This is a genomic window from Neptuniibacter sp. 1_MG-2023, assembly GCF_030547185.1.
GTDB lineage: Bacteria > Pseudomonadota > Gammaproteobacteria > Pseudomonadales > Balneatricaceae > Neptuniibacter.
On the sequence record NZ_JAUOQR010000004.1, the window covers coordinates 222,505 to 245,833 of the forward strand.

Here is a 23,329-nt window from a genome sequence, read left to right on the forward strand (position 1 = left end):
AAAAGCAGATGAATGAGCCTTTATTGCTCACGTGTAAACCTTAAAATATCACCTTTAAAAGGCTGTTCTAAATAGTCGGTGTTAATGGGCTTTATATGGGAGGGAGAGTAGCCATATTTATCCATTAGTAGACTGAGTTTGTTTTTTCGACCACGGCCTGGATCAACAATAATAACTTCGCATGTAGGTTTTGCATGGTTTTCAATAAAGTCGGCTAATTGTTGAATATGTTGATTTTCATACAGAAGGTCGCTACCAATAATCAGATCAAACTTTCCTAAGTCACTCGTATCTTCAGCCCAATCTACACGTTCAAATTTAATCTCTTCATCATGATTTAGGACGGTGTTTCTTTGTAAGAATGTTTCAACTTCAGGATGATAATCTGTGGCGGTAATATTGGCGTGCTGTTTGTTTAATAATAAGCTAGACAGAGCCATTCCGCAGCCTACTTCTAAGATCTTTTTGCCTTCGGTTTCATAGTCAGAGATATAGTTTGCAAGAACTAGACTTGAGGGCCAAATGATACCAAAGAGCGGCCATAGGGCAGAGGATATACCTAGCTCTTCCGCAATCCCTTTGGGATCGCTAAATTGTTGATTATCACGCAGTGTACATAAGTGAATATCAATTTTTCCAAACTCGACAGTTTGGTATCGAACACGTACAGGGGTCGTCATTTTTTATCCAGAGTTGATTGATTCGGCATAGCCAGCTATCAAAGATAAATGACATTAAATATGTCTATTTAGAGTACAGCGCTGTGGCTTAAGTGCAAGATTTTTTATTTTTAGCCGACTCATTACAGATACTCTGCATAATCAGAAGGGGACTCTCTGTGTGGGGTACTTTGGTATCGTATTGATGATGCTTAAGTAGTAAATCTTGCTAATCAGCTTGTTCAAATTAGCTATCAGCGGCTTTAATTAAGGTTATAAAAAAACAATAAGGCGTTAAGGATGTCAATTATTAGAGCGATAACTCTAATAATGTCATAAAAGCGTTTTTAGGATGTATGGGTGGTAGCTAATGTCTTGGTTTGGTCGCAGTAAATCGTTAAAAACTCCTGTTGCTGATGCTGAAGTTATTAAAGTTAAATCTATTAGTAGTCGAGAAATCTCTGCCGATAATCTTGCTATGCTCGCTTTTGATGGGGCGTCGGTATCTTTGGTTATTGCGTTTATTTCACCACATATCGATTTTGAGAGCACAATTAGACAGTTAAAATCTGCTATGCCTGGTGCACCTAAAATCGTAGGTGTAATGACGGCCGGAGAGTTAAGTTCCTGTGGACAAAAGTTGTACCATGATGCCGATAATCATTGGGATCACATAGTTGTTCAAAGTTACAGTAGTGATGTTTTCTCTGATGTGGCGATTAGGTCAGTACCGCTTCATTGTGAAGATATTCGTGCTGGCAATCCGACCATGACAAGAAAAGAGCGGGTGGTTAAATTCGCTGAAGAATTTAAACGCATCCAAGTACCTTTTGAGGTTAATTATCAAGACACGTTAGCCTTGACCTTTTTTGATGGCTTATCAGCTAGTGAAAACTTTTTCATGCAAGGCTTGTATGAAAGTGGTCAATTTCCTTGTTATTTTGTTGGCGGTTCTGCTGGTGGTAAATTAGATTTTCAACAAGCTCTTGTGTTTGATGGGGAGCGTGTTGCTCACAACCATGCTGTTGTTATCTTTGTTAAGTTAGCGCCTAGTATGCGTTATGGCGTCTTCAAGGCGCATAACTTTGAAAAAACGTCGACCTCCTTTATCGTTGCAGAATCTAATGTTTATACACGGGTTGTTCAGTCAGCCATTCGTGATGGTAGTAACCAGTTAAGCTCTATCGTAGATCTGCTCTGTGAGCATTTTAAGTGTTCTGCATCTCAGTTAGGTGATGCCCTTGCTGGTTATTCCTTCGCGGTTGAAATTGGTGGTGAGCTATTTATCCGTTCTATCGCTGCCATTAATGAGGCAGAAGGCAGTATCGCATTTTTCTGTGATTTAGAGTTTGGTGATCGATTGTATTTGGTTAAAGCTAAGCCTTTTGCCCAGACAACGAGTCAAGATTACCGTAATTTTTTACAAGGGAAATCAAGTAAACCTGTAGCGATGTTGGCAAATGACTGTGTGTTGCGCCGTTTGAACAATACTAATGAGCTTGCGCAAGTGCATGATTTTGACGGTATGAATGTTGCCGGGTTCTCCACATTTGGGGAGTTACTCGGTGTTCATATGAATCAGACGCTTACCGCGTTGTTCTTTTTTAAAGTTCAACCAGGTGAGCGATTTCAAGATGAGTACGCCGATAAGTTTCCCTATCACTACAGCAATTTCCGTCAATATTTTTTGAATGCTCGAATCAATAGCTTAGAGCAGATCAACTATTTACAAAACAACTTGATCGAATGTATGGGAGCCTATCGTCCTCTATTGCGGAAAATGGTTGGCAGTTTTGATCATGTTTCCGGCTATGCTCAAACGACAGGCAATGTCCTGAATGATATTCAGCAGAAATTCTTAGGATTTTCTAAAGGTATTGAAGATCAAGGTGAATCGCGTAAAGACTTACACTTAAAGGTAGAAGACTTAAAGCAGAACTCTGAAGAGGTCTTAACTATTTTGAGCGTTATTTCTAGTATCGCTGATCAAACCAATCTATTAGCGCTTAATGCTGCAATTGAGGCTGCGCGTGCAGGCGAGGCGGGCAGAGGCTTTGCTGTTGTGGCTGATGAAGTTAGGCAGCTCTCCCATAACACTCAGCATAGTTTGAATGAAACGGGGAAAACGATTCATGCGGTAACGGGGTCAATTAATGCTATCCGCGATACGATCACAGAAATGGAAAGCTTCATGAGTCAAGTTTCTGAAAGCTCTAAAGCATTAAGTGATGAGATGAGTGGTCTTGTTGGATCATCCGAAGAGACCAGTGAACAAGTAAAAGATAGTATTGATTACATATCGGATGTTGAGACCGAAATGGATAATATTGATAGAGAAGTAGAAGCGATTGAGCGTCTACGTAAAATAGATACTTCTCGTTAGTTTTTGCTTACGGTTGCTATTCGGAGTAAGTTTTCCTTGCTCCGAGTAGCGCTTATCTCTCTATAAAGGCAGGCCCGTATAATCATTAGGATGTAGGTGTAGCGTCGCTAGCTAGATTTTCTGTATCAACACGATCTGCTTTTGATATGTATCTAGGCTTAGTGCTCTGAGGCGCATTTTTAGCATTTGCTTTCTTTAATCTTTTTTTGAAAATTTGAGAGATCTTTTTCTTCCGATTCATAAGGTAAGCCTTGGTGTAGTCAAACTTAGGTAGATATAAGAGTAGGGCGGATTATAGATGTTTATAGAATTTAATCATCATTTGCCTTTTTATATAAATAAATACTTATAACCTTTGACACAGCTCTTCCGGCAGTATATTCTGGTCCCAGCTTGAGATTGATCCGCTATTTATGCACAACCTTTCGAAGTATTTCCGTAATTCCTCGTCCTGTTTTTCATAAGTAAAAGTAAAAGATCGCGCAGAAACAGCCTGATAAAGGCTAATTATTTATTTTAAATAGGATACAAAACATGTCTACTACTACTGGCACTGTTAAATGGTTTAACGAAGAAAAAGGTTTTGGTTTCATTGAGCAGCAGTCTGGTCCAGACGTTTTCGCTCATTTCTCTGCAATCCAGGGTGATGGCTTCAAAACTCTTGCTGAAGGTCAGCAAGTTGAGTTTTCTGTAACTCAGGGCCAGAAAGGTCCACAGGCTGAAAATATTCGTCCTGTATAATACAGTTTATTTCTTTTAACTCTTTGAGTTGAAGGCTAGAAGAGCGTGATTTCATCATGCTCTTTTTATTTTACACCCGCATTTAAATAGTTTGATCTATCTACAAATTCCTTTCTGTTTTATAGCAATATTTATTTCTGCTCTTTACCTTTAGTTGTTTATTGTAGTTTTTAGTTGGTTTACTACTAATTGGCTGATAATTAGGTCCTATTTGAAAATAAATAGGAGTTTATATTTTGCTGGAAAATCTCAGTGAAAATCTATGTGTATCTAAATTCCAAGGTATACATTATGATCAATGGGCTTGTTACGAATTGATTGTGACAGCGTCCGAATCTAAACGAAAAACTTGGAAGCCAATAACAGGTTTGATGCCTGCTGAGGCCATGAGTCACTTTTTGCTACGAAACTACCCTGCCGAATATGTGTCCAGTCAGTTTCGTGCCATTGTTAACTAAGTCTATCTGTAATATGAGAGAAACTAGATTTGATGGATAAATCTTTTGTTCTAGAACGCATAAATGTTTTTGCAGGACAGCCTATAGATCCTGCATCCGATATTGAGGTTAAGCAGTTATTACGCAATAAATTTAATATTGCTTTACCGCAACGTCGGACATTAAACGAATCGTTAGAAGCTGTGGCCAGTGATCACGATGTGATAGATTTAATTATTCAGTATCGCCAACAGTCTTAATCACTTTTAGTGTTTTAATTCCTTTCAGTTATCTATTTCAGTCCAGCCCTTGTATTTTATCTAGTCTGCCTTTATATACCTGTTTCTTGTGGTCGTCTTCTTGTGCGATTTGCAGCAAGTTTACAGTTGTCGTTGGAGCTATTTATGAATAAAAGTTTATTAACCAATTTATTAGCCGCACTTGCTTTTTTAGCGGGTTTTATCGTGGATGATAATTTGCTTCTGACGATTGGCCTGTTTTCACTTTCTGGCGCGCTAACGAACTGGTTAGCTATTCATATGCTGTTTGAGAAAGTGCCTGGCTTGTATGGTTCTGGCGTTATTCCTGCGCGTTTTGAGGACTTTAAGCTGGGAATAAAAGCTCTTTTGATGGAGCAGTTTTTTACTGAAGAAAATATTGAGCGGTTTCTGGGCGCTGAAAATGGAAAGCAGCCGGACCTTCATCTTGCCCCTGTTATTGAAAAAATTGATTTTTCGCCTACCTTTGATTCATTAATTGAAGTGATTCAAGCCTCTTCCTTTGGAGGTATGTTAGCTATGGTTGGCGGAACAGATGTTCTTCAGCCGTTGCGTCAACCGTTTATAGATAAGATGAAATCCTCAATTGAGGATATGACTCGAGATGAACAGTTTGTTGCGATGTTGCGTGAAGAGTTGGAAAGCCCAAATGTTATGGCCGAGATGCGAGTCAAAGTTGAATTGATCGTTCAGCAGCGTTTAGATGAGCTAACACCGCAGCTGGTTAAAGAGATCATTCAGCGAATGATTAAGGAGCACCTAGGCTGGTTAGTTGTATGGGGCGGCGTTTTTGGTGGATTAATTGGTTTGCTGGCTGCGCTTGTAGGTATGTAGTTATTAAGTTTTAGTTTATCTCTTTTGAAGCCGCTGTTATAGCGGCTTTGTTGTTTCTTGACTGTGTTCTCTCATATGTAAATATCTTTTGATGGTATGGGCAATTGAGCAATAAAATAGTTGAAAAGAGGTAGCTGTGTTTTATATCTATATTGGCCTGTTTTTTAGTGATTTTGTCTAATTTTTTGTCGTTAAGTTTTGAGGCTTATTTTGAAGTTATCTGCTCGTTTAGATGGGTTGGTTGATATGGTTAACGGTCCATATGCTCATATATGGGACTGTTGTTGTGATCATGGATATTTGGGCCGTCGGTTGTTAGATAGGTACCCTAGGTCTGTTATTCATTTTGTTGATATTGTTCCGTCGCTTATCGAGCGTATAGAAACCTCTCTATCGGAGGTGGATAGGGGGCGATGGCAGGCCCATTGCGTAGATCTTAAAATATTAACTTTGCCGGATCCAGAAGCCCGTCAATTAGTGATTATTGCAGGGGTAGGTGGGGATTTGATGACTGAAATGGTCTCTGAGCTACTTACGAACCATCAGAGTCGGTCATTAGATATATTATTATGTCCTGTACGCCAACTTTATAGAGTACGTACGGCAATGGATTCCCTTGGTTTGGGCTTAGTTGATGAGTGTATAGTTAAAGATGGTGGGCTTTTTTATGAGTTGATCTATTTATCAACAGAAAGTGTTCGCAAGGTTAGTTGTGTGGGTGAAATGTGGGATCTTACTGACTCTGAGCATAGGGAGTACTTAACCCGCAATATTGAGCATTATCAACGTATGACCCAAGCTACTTCCCAAGAGCCTCCTGCTTTGCAGGCTTATCGCAAGCTACTTCTTGTATAAAGAGGCTGCAGAACAGCCCCTTTATAGTTTGATTTTATTTTACTCGCCAATGTATCTGTTCGCCTGCACGGATGGGAACGACTTGATCCCCCCCTAATGGATAGCTTGCAGGAACATCCCAGCTTTCTTTGATTAGAGTTATAGTGTCGCTATTGCGAGGCAGCGCATAAAAGTCAGGTCCATTGAGGCTAGCAAAAGCTTCCAGTTTATCGAGTGCATTGGCTTCTTCAAATACCTCTGCATATAGCTCAATGGAAGCGTGAGCAGTATAAGAGCCTGCACAGCCGCAAGCCGCCTCTTTAGCGTGCTTCATATGGGGGGCAGAATCGGTTCCTAAAAAGAATTTTTTGCTTCCAGAGGTGGCTGCTTTTATTAGGGCTTCTTGGTGAATATTTCGCTTTAATATCGGCAGGCAGTAATAGTGGGGGCGTATGCCGCCAGCTAGCATGTGATTTCGATTAAATAATAGGTGATGTGCTGTAATTGTAGCGGCAACATTATCACCTGCTGATGCTACGAACTCGGCAGCATCTTTTGTTGTGATATGTTCAAGTACGATTTTCAGGTTAGGAAAATCATTAACAACATCTTTAAGTACTGAATCAATAAAAGCTTTTTCGCGATCAAAAATATCTATAGAGGCATCGGTGACTTCCCCGTGCAATAGTAAAAGCATACCTGCTTCCTGCATAGCTTCGAGAGCAGGGTAGATATTTTTTATAGATGTGACACCTGAATCTGAATTAGTTGTCGCTCCGGCAGGATATAGCTTTGCCGCAACAATCTGACCGGTTGCTTTTGCTTTTATAATTTCTTCTGGCGCAGTATTGTCTGTTAAATAAAGTACCATTAGTGGTTCAAATGCACCTTGTGGTTTTTGATCCATAATACGTTGGCGATATTCTAGAGCTTCTTCGGTATTTGTTGCTGGGGGTACAAGGTTGGGCATAATGATAGCTCGCCCCATATAGCGGCTCACATCGCGAACGGTATCTTTAAGTTGTAAACCATCTCGAAGGTGGATGTGCCAGTCGTCTGGGCGCGTAATTGTAATAGAAGTCATTTAGAAGCTCACAGATTTTATTCAGATATTAGCGTGCGTATTAGGCTATATTATTTCATGGATATAGTTTTAATGCGCACTCAATTTTGAAAAGCGTGTCTGGGATTTGTTCAGTAAGGGTTGTATCACGGCGATCCATTAATATTCTATTGAGCCACCGTAATTTGCTAAGGCGAGAGGGTGTATTAAGGCGCTGGATAGTACGTATTCGCGCTTGTGAGTATTTGAGTGGCTTTTATTCCTCGACCCAGACGGTTCGGATAGGGTCACCGAAGTCATCGTATATGACCTTTTGTTTTGGGATTTTTTTAGGTGGAGTCGCTCTCGATTGAATAGTAGCTGACGCTGTTTTGTTTTTACGTCGTGAATCTATAGTTGATAAAAGGGCATGAACGGGCGTGCGTTCAGTAGGTCCAGGATTATCAAAGCTTGTTTTGTGATGATTGTAGCGCCCATCAACAAGGCCTGACTCTCCCATCTCTACTTGTTCGATCTCTCCACCCTTTTGCAGATACTGATTGACCTCAGCGTTAAGCTGATCTCTGAGCTCTGCTTTAGAGGGGCGTTTTTTAAACATACATGAAGCCTAGTTTTATCACTCTTTAATTTTAAACGTTATTTATAGTGCTGGCGAGGGCAAGTTTATGTTGATGGTTGAACTTGTGAGTTACTTGCTCATTTTCTATTGCTGAAAGACTAACGTATTTATAGGCGGCTGAGTAGTGATATACAGATTATGTGGCATTGTTAGCTAGAAAGAGAGTGAAGTGGATAGATATTCAGCGACAGAATAAAAGGTAGTGCCCATTGGTTCTATATATTTAGGGTGAATGCTTATCCTTGCTGGATGAGTGGGGGAGTGTCTTTGCGTGTTTAAAAGTAAGGTTTAGCTGGCGAAAAAAACATGCAAAAGGTAGCATAGGGCTCTGTTTTTTTCTAACAATAAGCTGCATATATTAGATGAGTTATCAGGTTCTGGCGCGAAAGTGGCGTCCTGCGAGATTTCAAGAAATGGTGGGGCAAGAGCATGTGCTGAAAGCACTTGTGAATGCTCTCGATGATGATCGGTTGCACCATGCCTATCTTTTTACTGGTACTCGAGGTGTAGGTAAAACGTCTATAGCACGCTTATTTGCTAAATCCCTTAACTGTGAAACCGGCGTATCCTCTACTCCTTGCGGACAGTGTTCTGCTTGTAAAGAGATTGCTGAAGGGCGTTTTGTTGATCTTATTGAGGTGGATGCGGCCTCGCGTACGAAAGTAGAAGATACCCGTGAACTGATGGAAAACGTGCAATATGCACCAACCCATGGTCGTTATAAAGTCTACCTAATCGACGAAGTTCATATGCTTTCTACGCATTCTTTTAATGCATTATTAAAAACCTTAGAAGAGCCGCCTCCGCATGTTAAGTTTCTGCTTGCAACGACAGATCCACAGAAACTACCGATTACGATTTTATCCCGTTGCTTACAGTTTAATCTTAAAAACTTAATTCCTGAGCGTATTGTCAGCCACCTTTCCCATGTGTTGGGAGAGGAGAATATCAGTTTTGAAGAGCCTGCACTTTGGCTTTTAGCCCGCTCTGCTGATGGTTCAATGCGTGATGCGATGAGTTTGACTGACCAAGCGATAGCCTTTGGTGCAGGTGTTATTAATGAAGCTGATGTTCGTGCCATGCTGGGAACGATCGATCAGCGTTTAGTCTATCAAATGCTTTATTGCCTCGCTTCAGGCGATGCTAAAGGTTTGATGGCTTCTGTGACGGATCTTGCTCAGTTTTCTCCTGATTATAATACAGTGCTTGGTGACTTGATCAGTGTGTTGCATCGCATAGCGCTTGCTCAAACGATTCCTGATGCTGTAGATAACAGTATGGGGGATATGCTTCAGGTTCAAGAATTAGCAAAGGCTTTAACGGCTGAAGATATACAATTGTATTACCAAGTTGCTTTGATGGGGCGTAAGGATCTGCCATTTGTTCCTGACCCTCGCGAAGGGTTAGAAATGGTATTACTCAGAATGCTAGCGTTCAGGCCTGCAGGGGCTAAGCCGCGCGCTGTAGCGTTACAAAATTCGTCAGCATTGGCTAGTAACAAAGTTGAGCCTAGTCGGGACTCTTCACCAGATATTCAGACTAATGAGCCTGTTGTAGATGTAGCGGAAGCTGTTTCGCTTGATAGGTCCGACTCGCTTCCTGAAGCTGAGCCAGCTATCGAGCAACCAATAGCGCCTCCCGCTTTAAACCCGGAAAATGATCTTAGGCAGGATGAACCGCCTGCTTATTATGATGAGGCTGAGTATGCGGCTCCTCAAAGTGGGGTAGACCCAAGAAAAAAGTTTGAAAGTGAAGGTGTAGAGCAAGAGAGCACTCCTCCTTGGAGTATGGATGAAAGTGAACAGTCCTCTGTAAACGATCAAGCCATGCAGCCATTAGAGAATGAGTATGCGCCTTCAGAGAGTAAAACCGATTTTAAATCACTAGAAATAGCTAAAAGTAGCGTAGCTGTTGAAGAGTGTTCGCGTGATTTAGGTGCTATTCAGCTCTCTGATTGGGTGCATATTGGCCGAAACCTTGGCCTGAGTGGTATGACTGAGAGTTTAGCAACACATATATCTTTGGAAGAGATTAGATCTGACGCTGTTGTTCTACATTACACAAAAGATCAAAAGACGATGTTAAATGAAGTACAGCAACAACGGATAAGTGATGCGTTGAATACATACTTCTCTGCGCCAGTGAGTGTCGAATTTGTACAGGCGATTCAAACGCAAGAAACGCCTGCACAGTACTTAAATAGAAAACGGGAAGAGCGGCATTCAGAAGCAATTACGTCAATTCGTAACGATGAGACAGTAAAACAGTTACAACAACATTTTGATGCACAGATAGAGCTATCCTCTGTGCAACCCATCGATTAATTTTGAGGTAAAGAACAATGATGAAAGGTGGTATGGGCAATTTAATGAAACAAGCCCAGAAAATGCAAGAAAACCTACAGAAAGCGCAAGAACAAGTTGCCCTTGCTGAGCAAACAGGTGAATCGGGTGCGGGCCTTGTTAAGGTAGTGATGAATGGTCGTCATGATGTTAAAAGCATTAATATTGATGATAGCTTGATGGAAGAAGATAAGGAGATTTTAGAAGACCTTGTCGCTGCGGCCGTTAATGATGCTGTTCGTAAAATTGAAACTTATACACAAGAGAAAATGGCTGAAGTGACAGGTGGTATGGGTATGCCTCCTGGATTTAATATGCCGTTCTAATCTATGTCTTTTAGTCCTCTTATTCAGCAGTTGATTACAGCGCTACGTTGTCTGCCTAGTGTTGGGCCAAAATCGGCCCAGCGTATGGCTTTCCACCTTTTAGAACGAGATACGGAAGGGGCTTTAGCTTTAGCTGGCATTTTACAAAAAGCCGTTGCAGAGGTAGGGCATTGTCGTCAATGTCGTACTTTGTCTGAACATGAGCTGTGTGATATCTGCCAATCGGAGAGCAGAGATAAATCAACGCTTTGTGTATTGGAATCTCCGGTAGACGTTTTGGCTATAGAGCAAACTGGCGGTTATAACGGTTTGTATTTTGTCCTTTCAGGACATTTATCACCGATTGACGGTATTGGGCCGGAAGATTTAGGTATAGATAAGCTTTTAGAATTTATCCATTCCACAGAAATAAATGAAATAATTTTAGCGACCAACCCTACTGTTGAGGGTGAGGCAACTGCACATTTTATTGCTGCTCAGGTAAAGGAGTTGGGCATTAAAGTGACTCGCATTGCACATGGTGTACCTGTAGGTGGTGAGCTGGAATTTGTTGATGGCGGTACGTTAGCGCACGCGATGGCGGGCCGGCGTTCACTGCTTTGAGGATTTAAAAAGTTGTCAGATTACAATTGGAAAACGTTAGAAGCTTCAGCCGAGGAGCCTATATGGATTAGATCTGAGGCAGATCTGAGTCGGTATTGTAATCACTGGCGAACTTTACCTTTAGTCGCACTAGATACTGAGTTTATTCGTGTTGAAACCTTTTATCCCATTGCAGGGTTAATACAGGTGGCGGATGATCGCCAGTGTTACCTGATTGATCCTTTAGATATATCAGACTTCAGTGCTCTATCTGAACTATTTCAAGATCGCTCTGTTATTAAGCTAATGCATGCAGCAACGGAAGATCTTGAGCTGTTTCTTAAAGTGTTAGGAGTACTTCCCCAGCCTGTTTTTGATACCCAGATAGGGGCTGCTTTACTTAACTGGGGCTTCTCTATGGGATTACAGAGGATGCTTGAGCAGAAACTCGATGTGCAAATGGAAAAGCATGAAACTACATCGGATTGGCTAAAGCGTCCGTTGACCTCAAGTCAGATACATTATGCTGCGCTGGATGTTGCTTATTTACCTGAAATTTATGCAATGCAAAAGCAGGAGTTTGTGCAGCGAGATACCTATTCTTGGGCTGAGCAAGAAAACCAGAAAATGCTCGATAATGCATTGATTGATGACGTTGAGGGTTATGATTACTACCTACGTTTTACACAGATGTGGCGTTGTCCTGTGCATAAATTAGCAGCATTAAGGGATTTGACTGCTTGGCGTGAACAGGTTGCACGGGATCGAGATGTGCCGCGTAATCGAATATTAAAAAATCAGGCCTTATTACAAATTATTGAGGCCTGGCCGCGTAACATGGGCGACCTTTCTCGTTTAGATGAAATTAGAAAGCATATTTTGCGCAGTGATGGTGAAACGATTTTAGGTTTTATAAGGTCGGGGTCTAACAGCGCTGAAGCTAATCCACCGAAACCTATTCCAAGGCCTCTTCATTACTTTTGGAACAAACACCTGAAGAAGTTGAAGGCGATTGCCCGTAAAGCTGCTGAGGCTAATGACGTTGCGCCGGAGATTCTATTGCGTCGTAAAGAGTTAGAGCTACTTATTCGATCGGGTGTTGATGAAGGGGAGTATAGACTACCTTCCCAAATGTCAGAGTGGCGTCAAAAGTTAATAGGCCCAGCATTGTTAGATGAGCTTGAAGTTATAGAGCGTTTAAGATGTTCGAGTTAAATATAAAGGTATTTTCTGCATGAAGGTTTGTTCTGTTTATTTAAGTTCTCGTAAAGATGAAATGTATCTCTATGTCGATAAGCGAGATAAGTTGAGTAAGGTGCCTGAGGCACTGTTAGAGATGTTTGGAACAGCTAAGCTAGTCATGGATATTCCTTTGACGGCGAACCGTAAACTGGCGCGGGTAGATGTAGATAAAGTGCTGGAGGGCTTAGAGGAAAAAGGGTATTACCTGCAGATGCCGCCTCCAAAAGATGATTATATGCTGGATCTTCATAAAGATCGTCCTGAAAGTGGTGTGCGTTAAGTGGCCGCTCAAGAAGTTTTTTGGCGTAGTAAAAGTTTAGAACAGATGAATTCTACTGAGTGGGAATCCCTCTGTGATGGCTGTGCATTATGTTGTCTGCATAAATTGGAAGATGAAGATACTCAAGAGGTTTTTTATACATCTGTTGTGTGTCATCTGCTCGATTTTGAAACCTGTCGTTGTACTAAATATGAAGAGCGTTGTTCGCTAGTGCCTGATTGCGTAAAACTTAGGCCCGAAGATGTAGATTCATTTCATTGGCTTCCACCAAGTTGCGCATATCGATTGGTTCATGAGGGGAAAGACCTTCCTGAGTGGCACCCTCTGGTCAGCGGGGATCAAAAAACAGTGATTGAATCAGGTGCGTCTGTTTTAAGTTGGTATGAAGTTAAAGATGATGAAATAGATGAAGAGGATTTTGTTGATTATATCATTGAGTGATTAAGCCGCTTTTAATTATCAGTGTTTATTGTAGGTGAAAGCAGCTTAGATATTACAGATTTTTCAAGAGGCTTGTAGAAATAGTAGCCTTGGAAAACCTCACAGCCGAGCTTAAGTAAGGTATCTAGCTGCCCTTCCGTTTCTACTCCCTCCGCTATTGTACTTAGATTCAGATTCCTGGCTAAATTGATAATAGTTGCACATATTTCAGTGTCCTCGTCTTTACGATGACACTCTTCTACAAAGGATTGATCTATTTTTAGGATATCGAGAGGTAGTCGTTTTAAATAGTTTAATGAAGAGTAGCCTGTACCAAAATCATCAATAGATATGCTTATATTTAAGGCTTTAAGTTCTTCAAGCACGCTGATACAGATTTCTATATCATCAATTAAAACCCCTTCGGTTATTTCTATTTCGAGTAGTGAGCCTGGAATGGAGAAGAGAACTAACTGCTGTTTTATAAAAGGGACTAGCTCTTCTGATATAAGGTGTTTACCTGAGACATTAACGGCAATAGGTACTGGAGATAGCCCCTGATCGATCCATTCTCGAATCTGCATGAGAGCAGTGTTGATGACCATTTCGCCGAGTTGGATAATGAGATTACTTTCTTCCGCTATAGGTATGAAATCTGTAGGTGAAATCACCCCTTGTTGAGGGTGATTCCATCGAATAAGAGCTTCCAGAGCGATAATATTGTCTTTGCTGCGGAATACTTTAGGCTGATAAACAAGGTAGAATTGCTTTTCTGCGAGTCCTATCTTAATTAGGCGCTCGTAGGTTGCTGATTTTGTAACATTTTCGGCCATGTGGGGTTGGAATATTTGATAGTTGTCGCGGCCACTTTCTTTTGCCGCATACATGGCTATATCAGCCTCTTGAATTAGGTTGTCTGCGTGGGTTTGTCCGCATACAGAAAGTGATATACCTATACTAGTAGGGATATTAAATTGCTTTTTGCTTATCTCTACCGGTTTTCGCATTATTTCTAGAATGTCTTTAGCTTTTTTGCTTATTACATCTAGGTTAATTTTCCCTCTGAGTACGACAATAAACTCATCGCCTCCCCAGCGAGCGATAAGGTCATCTTCACGTGCAGCTTCTGTTAGGCGTTTAGCCACTTCACATAACAGTTCATCACCCGCTTTGTGTCCGAGAGTATCATTAATTTTTTTAAATTTATCTAAGTCGAGGAAGAATAGTGCAACGGTTTCGTTATGTAGTTTTGCCACCTCAATAGCTGCAGAAAGTGACTTCATCATATATGTGCGGTTGGATAAGCTAGTTAGCGGGTCTCGGTAGGCAAGAAATTTAAGTCGAGATTGAAGCTTTTGCTCTCGTGTCACATCGCGTATATGGAGTGTAAATTCAGTACGGGAGTCATCTTCCATACGTGTACTGGTTATCGTCACTTCGGCTGGAAAGGGGTGGGCAGATATACGTTGTAGTTGTAGAGCATTTCGTCTATTTAAGACAAGGCCATTAGCTGCGCTGAAAAAATGACGCAGGCTGTATTCAACAGCCTCTCTATCTTCTTCGAGGATAAAATACTTGGTAAAGCTTTTTCCTACTACCTGCTTTTTTAGACAGCCCAACGTACGTTCTGCCGATGGGTTGAATTCAATTATTTTCCCTTCCCAGTCAATAGATATAATGCAATCCATTGATGAGTCTAGAATGGCGCTTTTTCGTTTTTCGCTTGCTTGGAACTGATCAATGGCAAAATCTTTTTGTGACATCTCTTGATTGATGCGTGTAATGACCTGGTTATACTTTTTTGCGATTTGGCCAACTTCAGTAAAGGGTTCTTCGTTCACGGGTGAGGTGAAATTCCCTAGATTCTGTTGTTGTTCCATATCACTTAGAAGGTCAATCAGTTCTGTAGATGCTTGATGCTCGGCAATGTTGAGGCCTTGTTCTTCATCTTGTACGGATACGCGTAATGGAACAAGGCGGTTAATAATACTAAGCAAGCAGTAGCTTACTCCAAAACTGTAGAGGCCAATTGCTGTAATACCACAAAGCTGGATCGCAAGCTGCTGGGAAAACGTAAGTCCTGTATCAAGCTTGCTGTAGTCAGAAAATATAGCAACGGCTATAGTGCCCCAAATACCGGCTAAAAGGTGAGCAGGGATAACAGCAAGCGCATCATCGATCTGCATTTTTTCTAGCCACAGTGTGCCGTAATATACGATGCCGCCAGAGATCATACCTATAAAGGCAGCGGATATAGGCTCGACAGCGAAACAGGATGCAGTAATGCCAACAAGTCCTGCAATAATGCCATTTAGTATATAGCCAACATCAATAAATCGCTTATCAAAGTAATGGAGGGAGGTTGCGATAAGGCCACCCCAGATGGCGGCAAGGCAGGTGTTGAGTAGGATTTTAGGAACCTGATCGTTGATGGCTAGGACACTACCACCATTGAAGCCAAACCAGCCAAACCAAATGAGTAGTGTCCCCATTGTTGCCATAGGAAGATTACTACCGGATGGGAACTTAGTATTGGCATCGTAGCGCCCAAGTCGAGGGCCGATAATTATTACGCAGGCTAACGCAACCCATCCGCCTACAGAGTGGACGACGGTTGAGCCTGCAAAATCGATAAAACCTAGAGCTTCTAACCAGCCTTGTTGAGTGTCTTGATAAAGACCACCCCAAGCCCAGTGTCCAGTAATAGGGTAGATAGCAACGCTTAGAATTATCGTTGCATATATGTATCCAATAAAACTCATGCGTTCAGCAACGGCGCCCGACATTAGCGTAGCGGCAGTACTGCAAAACATCATTTGAAATATAAAGAAACAGATCTCATCTGCGGAGTTGTCGGTACCAAAGAGGAAGCTGTTACCGCCGATGAAGCCAAGGTAGGTGTTACCAAACATTAACCCGAAGCCAGCTATCCAGAAGATCGTTGTGGAAAGGATAAAGTCAGTAATGTTTTTTGCTGCAACGTTAATGCTGTTTTTACTGCGAATTCTTCCGCTTTCTAGGCATAAAAAACCGGCTTGCATTAAGAACACTAAAAGAGCTGATACAATCAGCCACATATTATCCAGCATTTATAACCTTTCCTTATACGACGAGAGAAAGTGTGTTAACGCTCCGAACTTTTGTAAACCATTGGTCTTAGTAAGTAAATATTCTCTACATTATAGAGTAAGAAATGTTTCCTGTGGGTATTTTTTTAAGAGGTAAGGTAAAGAGAATAAAAGGATTTTGTTGTGAATAAAACAAAAAACCGCAAACAGAGGCCTGTTTGCGGTTTTTAATGTTAAGCCAGTGTTGGCTTAAGCGTTTCTTACTTCTGGTTGTCTAGCTGAGCTTTGATTAGGTCACCAATGGTAGTTGGGCCTGCAACTTCAACTTCAGCATTGCGTACAGCAGAGATTGCTGCTTTCTCTTCAGCCTGTTCTTTCGCTTTGATAGACAGGTTGATTACGCGGTTACGACGATCCATTGTGATGATCTTAGCTTCAACGTCGTCACCAACGTTAAGTACTGTAGTTGCGTCATCAATACGATCAACAGAGATCTCAGAAACTTTAAGCGTACCTTCGATACCTTCAGCTAGTTCAATAACAGCGCCTTTCGCTTCAACGGAGATAACTTTACCGTTTACGATAGTGCCTTTATCGTTTGCTGCAGCGTATTCAGCGAATGGATCGCTTTCAAGCTGTTTGATACCAAGAGAGATACGCTCTTTTTCTGCATCGATAGAAAGGATAACTGCTTCAACTTCTTCGCCTTTCTTGAACTGGCGTAGAGCTGCTTCAGCATCAGCTTCCCAAGTGATGTCAGACATGTGAACTAGACCGTCAAGCTCGTCCTGTAGGCCAACGAAGATACCAAAGTCAGTGATAGTTTTGATTGTACCAGTAACTTTGTCGTTAGCTGCAAACTGCTCAGCGAAAGTAACCCAAGGATTAGCAGTACACTGCTTGATACCAAGAGAGATACGACGACGCTCTTCATCAACATCAAGGATCATAACTTCCACTTCATCACCAATGTTTACAACTTTTGATGGGTGGATGTTTTTGTTAGTCCAAGACATTTCAGAAACGTGTACTAGACCTTCTACGCCGTCTTCGATAGATGCGAAGCAACCGTAATCAGTAAGGTTAGTGATGCGCGCCTGGCACTTAGCACCGGATGGGTAACGCTCTTTGATAAGCGCCCATGGGTCCATAGATAGTTGCTTAAGACCAAGAGAAATACGACCAGATTCTTTGTCGAATTTGATGATCTTAACAGTGATTTCGTCACCTGGGTTCAACATTTCAGATGGGTGGGAAATACGTTTCCAAGCCATGTCTGTAATGTGAAGAAGGCCGTCAACACCGCCTAGATCGATGAAAGCACCGTAGTTAGTTAGGTTCTTAACGAAACCTTTAACTTCCTGACCTTCTTCAAGAACGGCTAGCAACTCATCGCGTTGAGCGCTGTTAGCTTCTTGTAGAACCGCACGGCGAGAAACAACAATGTTGTTACGCTTAGGGTCTAGTTTGATCAGTTTAAATTCAAGCTCTTTACCTTCTAGGTGATCAACGTCACGAACTGGACGTACATCTACCAAAGAACCTGGTAAGAAGCCTTGGATGTTGTTGATGCTAACAGTAAAGCCGCCTTTAACTTTGCCGCTGATGTAACCTTTAACAGTTTCTTCAGCTTCAAATTTAGTCTGCAGAACTTCCCAAGCTTCAGCGCGTTTAGCTTTTTCACGAGACAGACGCGTTTCACCAAAGCCATCTTCAACCGCTTCTAGTGCAACTTTAACGTCGTCACCGATTTTGATTTCAAGTTCATTAGCATCGTTAAGGAACTGTGAACGCGGGATGATTGCTTCAGATTTAAGACCAGCATGTACAGTAACCCAGTCGCTGTCGATATCAACAACTTCACCAATTACTAATTTGCCAGGGGTCATGTCTAGTGATTGAAGGGATTCTTCAAACAGATCAGCAAAGCTTTCGCTCATTGAAAATGTCCTATATGTAAGGGCCACATACCATTTTATAAGTTTAATGGGACTGTAGCGCTTCAGCCTGTAATACCGGTTTTACAGGGTCAGTTTTAAGTAGTTCAAAAAGGGCGTTTTGACCGGTTTAGCACCCAATTCAATAGAAATTGAGCGCGCATTATACAGTAAAACCATAAGCTTTACATAGGTTTTGCTGTTAATAGGTGCTTTTATGGCCAGATATTTAGCAATTAAATAGGTTTGTCATAATTGCTGAGGCGCTCATAAAGCGCGGTTTGGCATGGTTTTACAACTGTATCTAAGTCTGCTTTGAGATTTGAAGGGAGGATTGTTGTGTCTTGCTTACGGAAAAAAGTGGTAATGAGCCGCTCCTCCCGTGGAGAGTTTGCGGCAATATCTATTCCATCGCCTACGCAGAAAGCGAATTCAGGCATATAATCTCTAATTAGCATTTCGCGTTCATTGTCTGACAAGATTAGTCGTTTAGCGCCAATGAATTTTTTATATTCGTGCCCAGCCGCTGCCGACATCGCTTCTATTTTTAAGTTTGAGAAGCGCCTGGCGTCAGGCATATCAAGTAATAGCTTTTTTAGTTGCCTTTCTACGGCTGTTATCTCTTCTGCCATGGTGAGTGGGGCGAAGTGCTCATTAAGCTCTTTGTAGGTTTGTAAAGAGGCTATTTTTTCTTGCAGGGTTTCTATTTCAGCACGAAGCTCTTTTTGCTCTTCAATAAGCTGTTCATTATCTGCCATTAACCCTTTGATTACTTTCTGTGTTGGGGTGGCTTTGCTTTCATAGAAGGTAGAAGGGAGCTGCTTTGCGCCTAGCTCACCGATTGTTTCGGAGTGGGTATTGGTAGGTAGAACGGTAAAACCAAATTTCTCAAGGTCTTTTAGATTTTCAGCGTGTTGGCCTTGCATTTGGTTATACATAAGGAAACCGCCGCCTGCTAAGGCGGCCAGAATCAAAGGAATAAGAATAATTAAGACTACGCTTTTTTTGTTTTTCATCCAAAGCCTTTATTATGGGGCTAAAAATAAGCCTCAATTGTACTGATTAATTCTGTTCCGATTGGGTAGCGGAATATTGTAGTTGCATCAGTACAGCATCTAATAGAATGCGGCCACTTTCAACCAGCATTGCTTCAGATTCAGGATTAATAGCGCGGCCTTGGCTATCTTTTTCCAGTTCATCGTCTAGGTCGGATAGTTTCTTTATCGGCGGAAGCTGTTTTTGCGCACGTCGAATATTTTCAGCTTCTACTTGCCATGCTTCGGCGCTATCGCGTTCCTGCTTAAGTACTGACTCCCGTAGCGGAATTAGACTACCTTCTTCACGAACCTCTTTTAAGCGCTCGACTTGTTTGCGCATAAAGACAAAGTCAGGATCTTCTGATGTGCGAGATTGGTGGCGTTTATCAATCTGACCAAGAAAAGCTGCTACGCTAGGGTAGGTGCCATGAGGAGCTGAGCGAACTTTGTCCCAAGATAGAGCATTATCGAGCGCACTTTCGCCGATGATTTCAGGATCATATAGGGTTGGGTAGTCTATATCAGGCATGACCCCTTTGTTCTGGGTGCTTTCACCTGAAATTCTATAAAATTTAGCGTGTGTTAATTTAAGTTGGCCATGGTTTAAGGGAAGTAAGGTTTGTACTGTCCCTTTACCAAATGTTTGTCCGCCGATAATAATGCCTCGATGATAATCTTGAATCGCTCCGGCAAAAATCTCTGATGCGGAAGCGGAGAGGCGATTTACCATGACCGCTACCGGACCTGTGTAAGCGACTTTGGAGTCTCGGTCACGTAGTACTTCTACACGTCCCGACGAGTCTTTGACTTGGACAGTGGGTCCATGCTTAATAAACAAGCCGACCGTATCATTGGCTTCCCTAAGTGAGCCGCCGCCATTATTTCGAAGGTCGATAATTAGGCCATCAATCTCTTCTTCTTTTAGCTCAGCAATTAATTTTTCTACATCGCGAGAGGTGCTTTTATAATCATCATCACCTCTTTGTAGTGCCGCAAAGTCGATATAAAATGCGGGAATTTCTATAACGCCAAGTTTGAAGTCTCTGCCTAAATGATTCACTTCAATAACACGTTTTTGTGCTGATTGTTCTTCCAGTTTTACTTTGTTTCGCACAATCTTAACGATTTTTGATGGTCTTTCTTCTTGATCTGAACTTTTTATTTCTAAGCGTACGGTTGTATCTTTCGGGCCGCGAATTAGTTGTACAACATCATCTAATCGCCACCCAATTACGTCCTCTATTTCGCCGTCTTCGCCTTGACCAACACCGATAATTTTATCGGTGGCTTTTAGTTGTCCTGTTTTATCAGCAGGGCCAGCAGGAACTAAGCGAACAATCTGGGTGAATTCGTTTTCACTTTTTAATACAGCCCCAATCCCTTCTAAAGATAAGCTCATGTTTATCTTGAAGTTTTCAGATTTTCTAGGTGAAAAGTATTGTGTGTGAGGGTCATATTGTTTAGTAAAAGCGTTAGCGAATGTTTGGAATACATCTTCGCTATTCACCTGCAGAGAGCGTTTTAATTGGTTATTATAACGTTTAATTAAAACCTCTTTTGCCTCTTCGTCTGTTTTTTCAGCAAACCTAAGATTGAGTAAAGCGCTTTTTAAACGACGATCCCAAAGAGCATTCATCTCCTCTTCGGTTGTAATCCAAGGTGCTTCTTCTCTATCAGTGTTTAAGTTTTCATCAACATCAAAGTCAAATTTTTTGCCTTCTTCTAGTTCGCTGATGGTGAATTTTAAGCGATCTTCAAGGCGTTTCTGGAAGCGGTTATAGATAAAGTAGGCATCATTTAGATCCCCCTTTTTTATGCTGTCATCCAAGGTGTAGCGATACTGTTCAAATTCATCAATATCGCTTTTGTAAAAATAACTGCGAGATGGGTCTAAATCTTTTAGGTATTGATCAAATATTTGATTGGAAAGAGAGTCATCAATCGAGATGCGATTGTAGTGACCAAGCTTTAATGACTCATTGATCTCTAGCAGAGTTTGTTTGTGAATCGGTTCTGCTTCTAGCGGAGTTACCAGCGCGTAAGCTGTAATTGGTGCTAAAAGAGAAAACGCTGTAATGAAAAGTGTATTTAATAGCGGTCTATGCATAATGTATTTCTTAACTTTTTAAGCTCTAGATTCTGTTGTGACCTCGTTTGGAAGGGATTAGTTCCCAAACTTACGTCAGTTGAGTGTAGACATGCTGAAGAGTGATGTAAAATCAATTGCTTCTAATTCTCTGGTTATATTGGAATAAAAAATGAAATTTGTTTTTAGGTTTGCAGGCTTAGCTCTGTTATCGGCATTGTTATTTGGCTGTGGTGAGGATGCCGCAGAAGAAAAGTTTAGGCAGGAGTTGGTCGATAAAGCGTTGAATGATGATGTAAGCAAAGCGGGTGCTGTCTTTTTACAAAAGAACGCTTTGATGGAAGGGGTTGTTACTACAAAAAGTGGTTTGCAGTATAAAGTGCTTAAGCAGGGGGAGGGTGAGAGGCCCTCAATTACCGACTTAGTGACTGTTCATTATGAAGGCACGCGTGTAGATGGGCATATATTTGATAGTTCATACCAGCGGGGAGAGCCTTCCGTTTTTCCATTAAATCGTGTGATCAGAGGTTGGATTGAAGGATTAATGATGATGAATAGAGGCAGTACGTGGATGTTGTTTGTACCCTCCGCGCTTGCATATGGGGCAACGAGCCCTACAGATGATATACCGGCTAATTCAACGTTGATCTTCAAGGTTGAATTAATTGATTTTACAGCTGCAGAGTAGGAATTAAGGGAATCTTATGTCTGAATTATTAGTTGATCTTAAAGATTTTTTGCAATCAGCCCCTACGCCTTATCATGCTGTTAATGAGATGGCTAAGCGTCTAGATGCGGCGGGTTACCAGTGTGTTGACGAGGCTGATGCTTGGTGTGTAAGTGCTGGCGGTCGTTATTATACAGTGCGTAATGGCTCTTCCATTGTTGCATGGAGCATGCCCGCGAACCGAAGCTTACTCGAATCAGGTTTTAGAATGGTGGGAGCTCATACTGACTCGCCTTGTTTAAAAGTTAAGCCTTTGCCGGAGCTTTGTAGGCAAGGCTATCAGCAGTTGGGTGTTGAGGTTTATGGTGGGGTTTTGTTGAACCCATGGTTTGACCGAGATCTGTCCATGGCGGGACGAGTTAGCTATTTAGATGCTAATCGATCGCGGCAGCAGGCATTAGTTAATTTTGTTAAGCCAGTAGCTTTACTGCCTAGTTTGGCTATCCATTTAGATCGTGATGCTAACACTAATCGTACAATTAATGCTCAAACACAGTTGCCAGTCATTTTGGCTCAAGGTGAAGAGAAGTGTGACTTTAAGTCCATTCTTGCTCAGCAGTTAAATAAAGAGGGTGTATCTGATATTGATGAAATTCTTGATTATGAAATTTCATTATATGACACACAGGGTCCATCTATTGTTGGACTTGAAGATGAGTTTATTGCTTCTGCACGGCTAGATAATCTGCTGAGCTGCTTTATGGGTCTTAAGGCGTTGCTTAATGCTGATTCAGAAGAGGGTGTGTTATTAGTATGTAATGACCATGAGGAGGTTGGCAGCATGAGTGCTGCGGGTGCGCAAGGGCCGATGTTGAGCCAAGTTATAGAGCGTTTGCTGCCCGTTGTCGAGGATCGAGTCAGAATGATTAACCGGTCTATGCTGATCTCTGCCGATAATGCCCATGGGATTCATCCGAATTTTGCGGATAAACATGATGAAAATCATGGTCCTTTGCTCAATGCGGGGCCAGTGATCAAAATTAATGCGAATCAACGTTACGCTACTAATAGTGAAACGAGTGGTTTGTTCAGGGATTTAGCTCAGCAGGTAGGTGTTCCTGTTCAGTCTTTTGTTGTGCGTAGCGATATGGGGTGTGGTAGCACAATTGGGCCTATTACAGCAGCAGAGCTTGGGGTTAAAACCTTAGATATAGGTGTGCCGCAGTTTGCTATGCATTCAATTAGGGAATTAGCCGGTGTTCGGGACGTGGGAGCTTTAATTAAGATTTTAGAGCAGTTCTACCGCGAAGATAGGATTTAACTTTAGTAAGAGATAGATCGAAAAGCGTTAAAATTATTGGTTTTAGCGCTTTTTTCTATGCCAAGATTAGCTGTGAGAGTTTTCTCTCTTGTTTGCGCTCTATGCTGATTTCTTCAGCTATTAAATTCAGAACTAGCCATTCTAGTGCTCCTCTCTGTTCGAAATTTTTAATC

At 41.6% G+C, this 23,329-nt stretch carries 22 protein-coding genes; 14 read left to right on the top strand and 8 right to left on the bottom strand.

Features of this window, described 5'->3' with window-relative positions; all coding sequences use genetic code 11:
• Window positions 1–20: 20 nt before the first annotated feature.
• Window positions 21–680, bottom strand: a complete 660-nt coding sequence (locus tag Q4492_RS07205) for a methyltransferase (RefSeq protein ID WP_303416568.1) — start codon at window positions 678–680, stop codon at window positions 21–23.
• A 349-nt stretch (window positions 681–1,029) separates the two neighbouring features.
• Between Q4492_RS07205 and Q4492_RS07210 the strand changes: the two genes are divergently transcribed.
• Window positions 1,030–3,042 (top strand): methyl-accepting chemotaxis protein, encoded by a 2,013-nt coding sequence (locus Q4492_RS07210; protein WP_303416569.1) that lies wholly within the window; start codon window positions 1,030–1,032, stop codon window positions 3,040–3,042.
• A gap of 85 nt (window positions 3,043–3,127) precedes the next feature.
• Here the strand turns inward: Q4492_RS07210 and Q4492_RS07215 are convergent, their stop codons facing one another.
• Window positions 3,128–3,283 (bottom strand): DUF2986 domain-containing protein, encoded by a 156-nt coding sequence (locus Q4492_RS07215; protein ID WP_303416570.1) that lies wholly within the window; start codon window positions 3,281–3,283, stop codon window positions 3,128–3,130.
• A gap of 293 nt (window positions 3,284–3,576) precedes the next feature.
• Between Q4492_RS07215 and Q4492_RS07220 the strand changes: the two genes are divergently transcribed.
• The 5 genes from Q4492_RS07220 to Q4492_RS07240 all read left to right on the top strand — a co-directional run bounded on the left by Q4492_RS07220 (window position 3,577) and on the right by Q4492_RS07240 (window position 6,187).
• Window positions 3,577–3,783 carry a cold-shock protein gene (locus tag Q4492_RS07220; RefSeq protein ID WP_067861674.1) on the top strand — a complete coding sequence of 69 codons (207 nt, stop codon included), beginning with the start codon at window positions 3,577–3,579 and terminating at the stop codon, window positions 3,781–3,783.
• 236 nt (window positions 3,784–4,019) lie between these two features.
• Window positions 4,020–4,241 (top strand): hypothetical protein, encoded by a 222-nt coding sequence (locus tag Q4492_RS07225; RefSeq protein WP_303416571.1) that lies wholly within the window; start codon window positions 4,020–4,022, stop codon window positions 4,239–4,241.
• Window positions 4,242–4,273: 32 nt separating this feature from the next.
• Complete coding sequence (locus Q4492_RS07230; protein WP_303416572.1) at window positions 4,274–4,480, top strand: hypothetical protein; 207 nt, start codon at window positions 4,274–4,276, stop codon at window positions 4,478–4,480.
• A 144-nt stretch (window positions 4,481–4,624) separates the two neighbouring features.
• Window positions 4,625–5,332, top strand: a complete 708-nt coding sequence (locus tag Q4492_RS07235; RefSeq protein ID WP_303416573.1) for a DUF445 domain-containing protein — start codon at window positions 4,625–4,627, stop codon at window positions 5,330–5,332.
• Between the two features lie 210 nt (window positions 5,333–5,542).
• Window positions 5,543–6,187, top strand: coding sequence for a tRNA (adenine(22)-N(1))-methyltransferase TrmK (locus Q4492_RS07240; RefSeq protein WP_303416574.1), 645 nt, complete (start codon window positions 5,543–5,545; stop codon window positions 6,185–6,187).
• 34 nt (window positions 6,188–6,221) lie between these two features.
• Here the strand turns inward: Q4492_RS07240 and pyrC are convergent, their stop codons facing one another.
• Both pyrC and Q4492_RS07250 read right to left on the bottom strand, forming a co-directional pair.
• The gene (gene pyrC / locus Q4492_RS07245) at window positions 6,222–7,250 is read right to left on the bottom strand and encodes a dihydroorotase (RefSeq protein ID WP_303416575.1); all 1,029 of its coding nucleotides are present in this window, start codon (window positions 7,248–7,250) and stop codon (window positions 6,222–6,224) included.
• A gap of 235 nt (window positions 7,251–7,485) precedes the next feature.
• Window positions 7,486–7,827 (bottom strand): hypothetical protein, encoded by a 342-nt coding sequence (locus Q4492_RS07250; protein WP_303416576.1) that lies wholly within the window; start codon window positions 7,825–7,827, stop codon window positions 7,486–7,488.
• A gap of 383 nt (window positions 7,828–8,210) precedes the next feature.
• Between Q4492_RS07250 and dnaX the strand changes: the two genes are divergently transcribed.
• The 6 genes from dnaX to Q4492_RS07280 are packed head-to-tail and all read left to right on the top strand — an operon-like array spanning window position 8,211 to window position 13,061.
• Entirely contained in the window at window positions 8,211–10,172 is a 1,962-nt protein-coding gene (gene dnaX, locus Q4492_RS07255; protein WP_303416577.1) for a DNA polymerase III subunit gamma/tau, read from the top strand.
• 17 nt (window positions 10,173–10,189) lie between these two features.
• The gene (locus Q4492_RS07260; RefSeq protein WP_303416578.1) at window positions 10,190–10,516 is read left to right on the top strand and encodes a YbaB/EbfC family nucleoid-associated protein; all 327 of its coding nucleotides are present in this window, start codon (window positions 10,190–10,192) and stop codon (window positions 10,514–10,516) included.
• Window positions 10,517–10,519: 3 nt separating this feature from the next.
• Window positions 10,520–11,119, top strand: a complete 600-nt coding sequence (recR, locus tag Q4492_RS07265) for a recombination mediator RecR (protein WP_303416579.1) — start codon at window positions 10,520–10,522, stop codon at window positions 11,117–11,119.
• A gap of 12 nt (window positions 11,120–11,131) precedes the next feature.
• Entirely contained in the window at window positions 11,132–12,313 is a 1,182-nt protein-coding gene (gene rnd, locus Q4492_RS07270) for a ribonuclease D (protein WP_303416580.1), read from the top strand.
• Between the two features lie 19 nt (window positions 12,314–12,332).
• Window positions 12,333–12,620 carry a YcgL domain-containing protein gene (locus Q4492_RS07275; protein ID WP_303416581.1) on the top strand — a complete coding sequence of 96 codons (288 nt, stop codon included), beginning with the start codon at window positions 12,333–12,335 and terminating at the stop codon, window positions 12,618–12,620.
• Window positions 12,621–13,061: a YcgN family cysteine cluster protein gene (locus Q4492_RS07280; RefSeq protein ID WP_303416582.1), complete on the top strand. Its 441-nt coding sequence runs from the start codon at window positions 12,621–12,623 to the stop codon at window positions 13,059–13,061.
• A gap of 11 nt (window positions 13,062–13,072) precedes the next feature.
• On the opposite strand, the gene amt is transcribed toward Q4492_RS07280, so the two are convergent.
• From amt to Q4492_RS07300, 4 genes are all read right to left on the bottom strand, one after another.
• The gene (gene amt / locus Q4492_RS07285) at window positions 13,073–16,129 is read right to left on the bottom strand and encodes an ammonium transporter (RefSeq protein WP_303416583.1); all 3,057 of its coding nucleotides are present in this window, start codon (window positions 16,127–16,129) and stop codon (window positions 13,073–13,075) included.
• Between the two features lie 239 nt (window positions 16,130–16,368).
• On the bottom strand, window positions 16,369–18,048 hold the full coding sequence (gene rpsA, locus Q4492_RS07290; RefSeq protein WP_303416584.1) for a 30S ribosomal protein S1: 1,680 nt from the start codon (window positions 18,046–18,048) through the stop codon (window positions 16,369–16,371).
• 233 nt (window positions 18,049–18,281) lie between these two features.
• On the bottom strand, window positions 18,282–19,061 hold the full coding sequence (locus Q4492_RS07295; RefSeq protein WP_303416585.1) for a hypothetical protein: 780 nt from the start codon (window positions 19,059–19,061) through the stop codon (window positions 18,282–18,284).
• Window positions 19,062–19,107: 46 nt separating this feature from the next.
• Window positions 19,108–21,189 (bottom strand): carboxy terminal-processing peptidase, encoded by a 2,082-nt coding sequence (locus Q4492_RS07300; protein ID WP_303416586.1) that lies wholly within the window; start codon window positions 21,187–21,189, stop codon window positions 19,108–19,110.
• A 151-nt stretch (window positions 21,190–21,340) separates the two neighbouring features.
• On the opposite strand from Q4492_RS07300, the gene Q4492_RS07305 reads away from it, so the two are divergent.
• On the top strand, window positions 21,341–21,856 hold the full coding sequence (locus Q4492_RS07305; RefSeq protein WP_303416587.1) for an FKBP-type peptidyl-prolyl cis-trans isomerase: 516 nt from the start codon (window positions 21,341–21,343) through the stop codon (window positions 21,854–21,856).
• 16 nt (window positions 21,857–21,872) lie between these two features.
• Window positions 21,873–23,156, top strand: a complete 1,284-nt coding sequence (locus Q4492_RS07310) for a M18 family aminopeptidase (RefSeq protein ID WP_303416588.1) — start codon at window positions 21,873–21,875, stop codon at window positions 23,154–23,156.
• Window positions 23,157–23,329 lie beyond the last annotated feature (173 nt).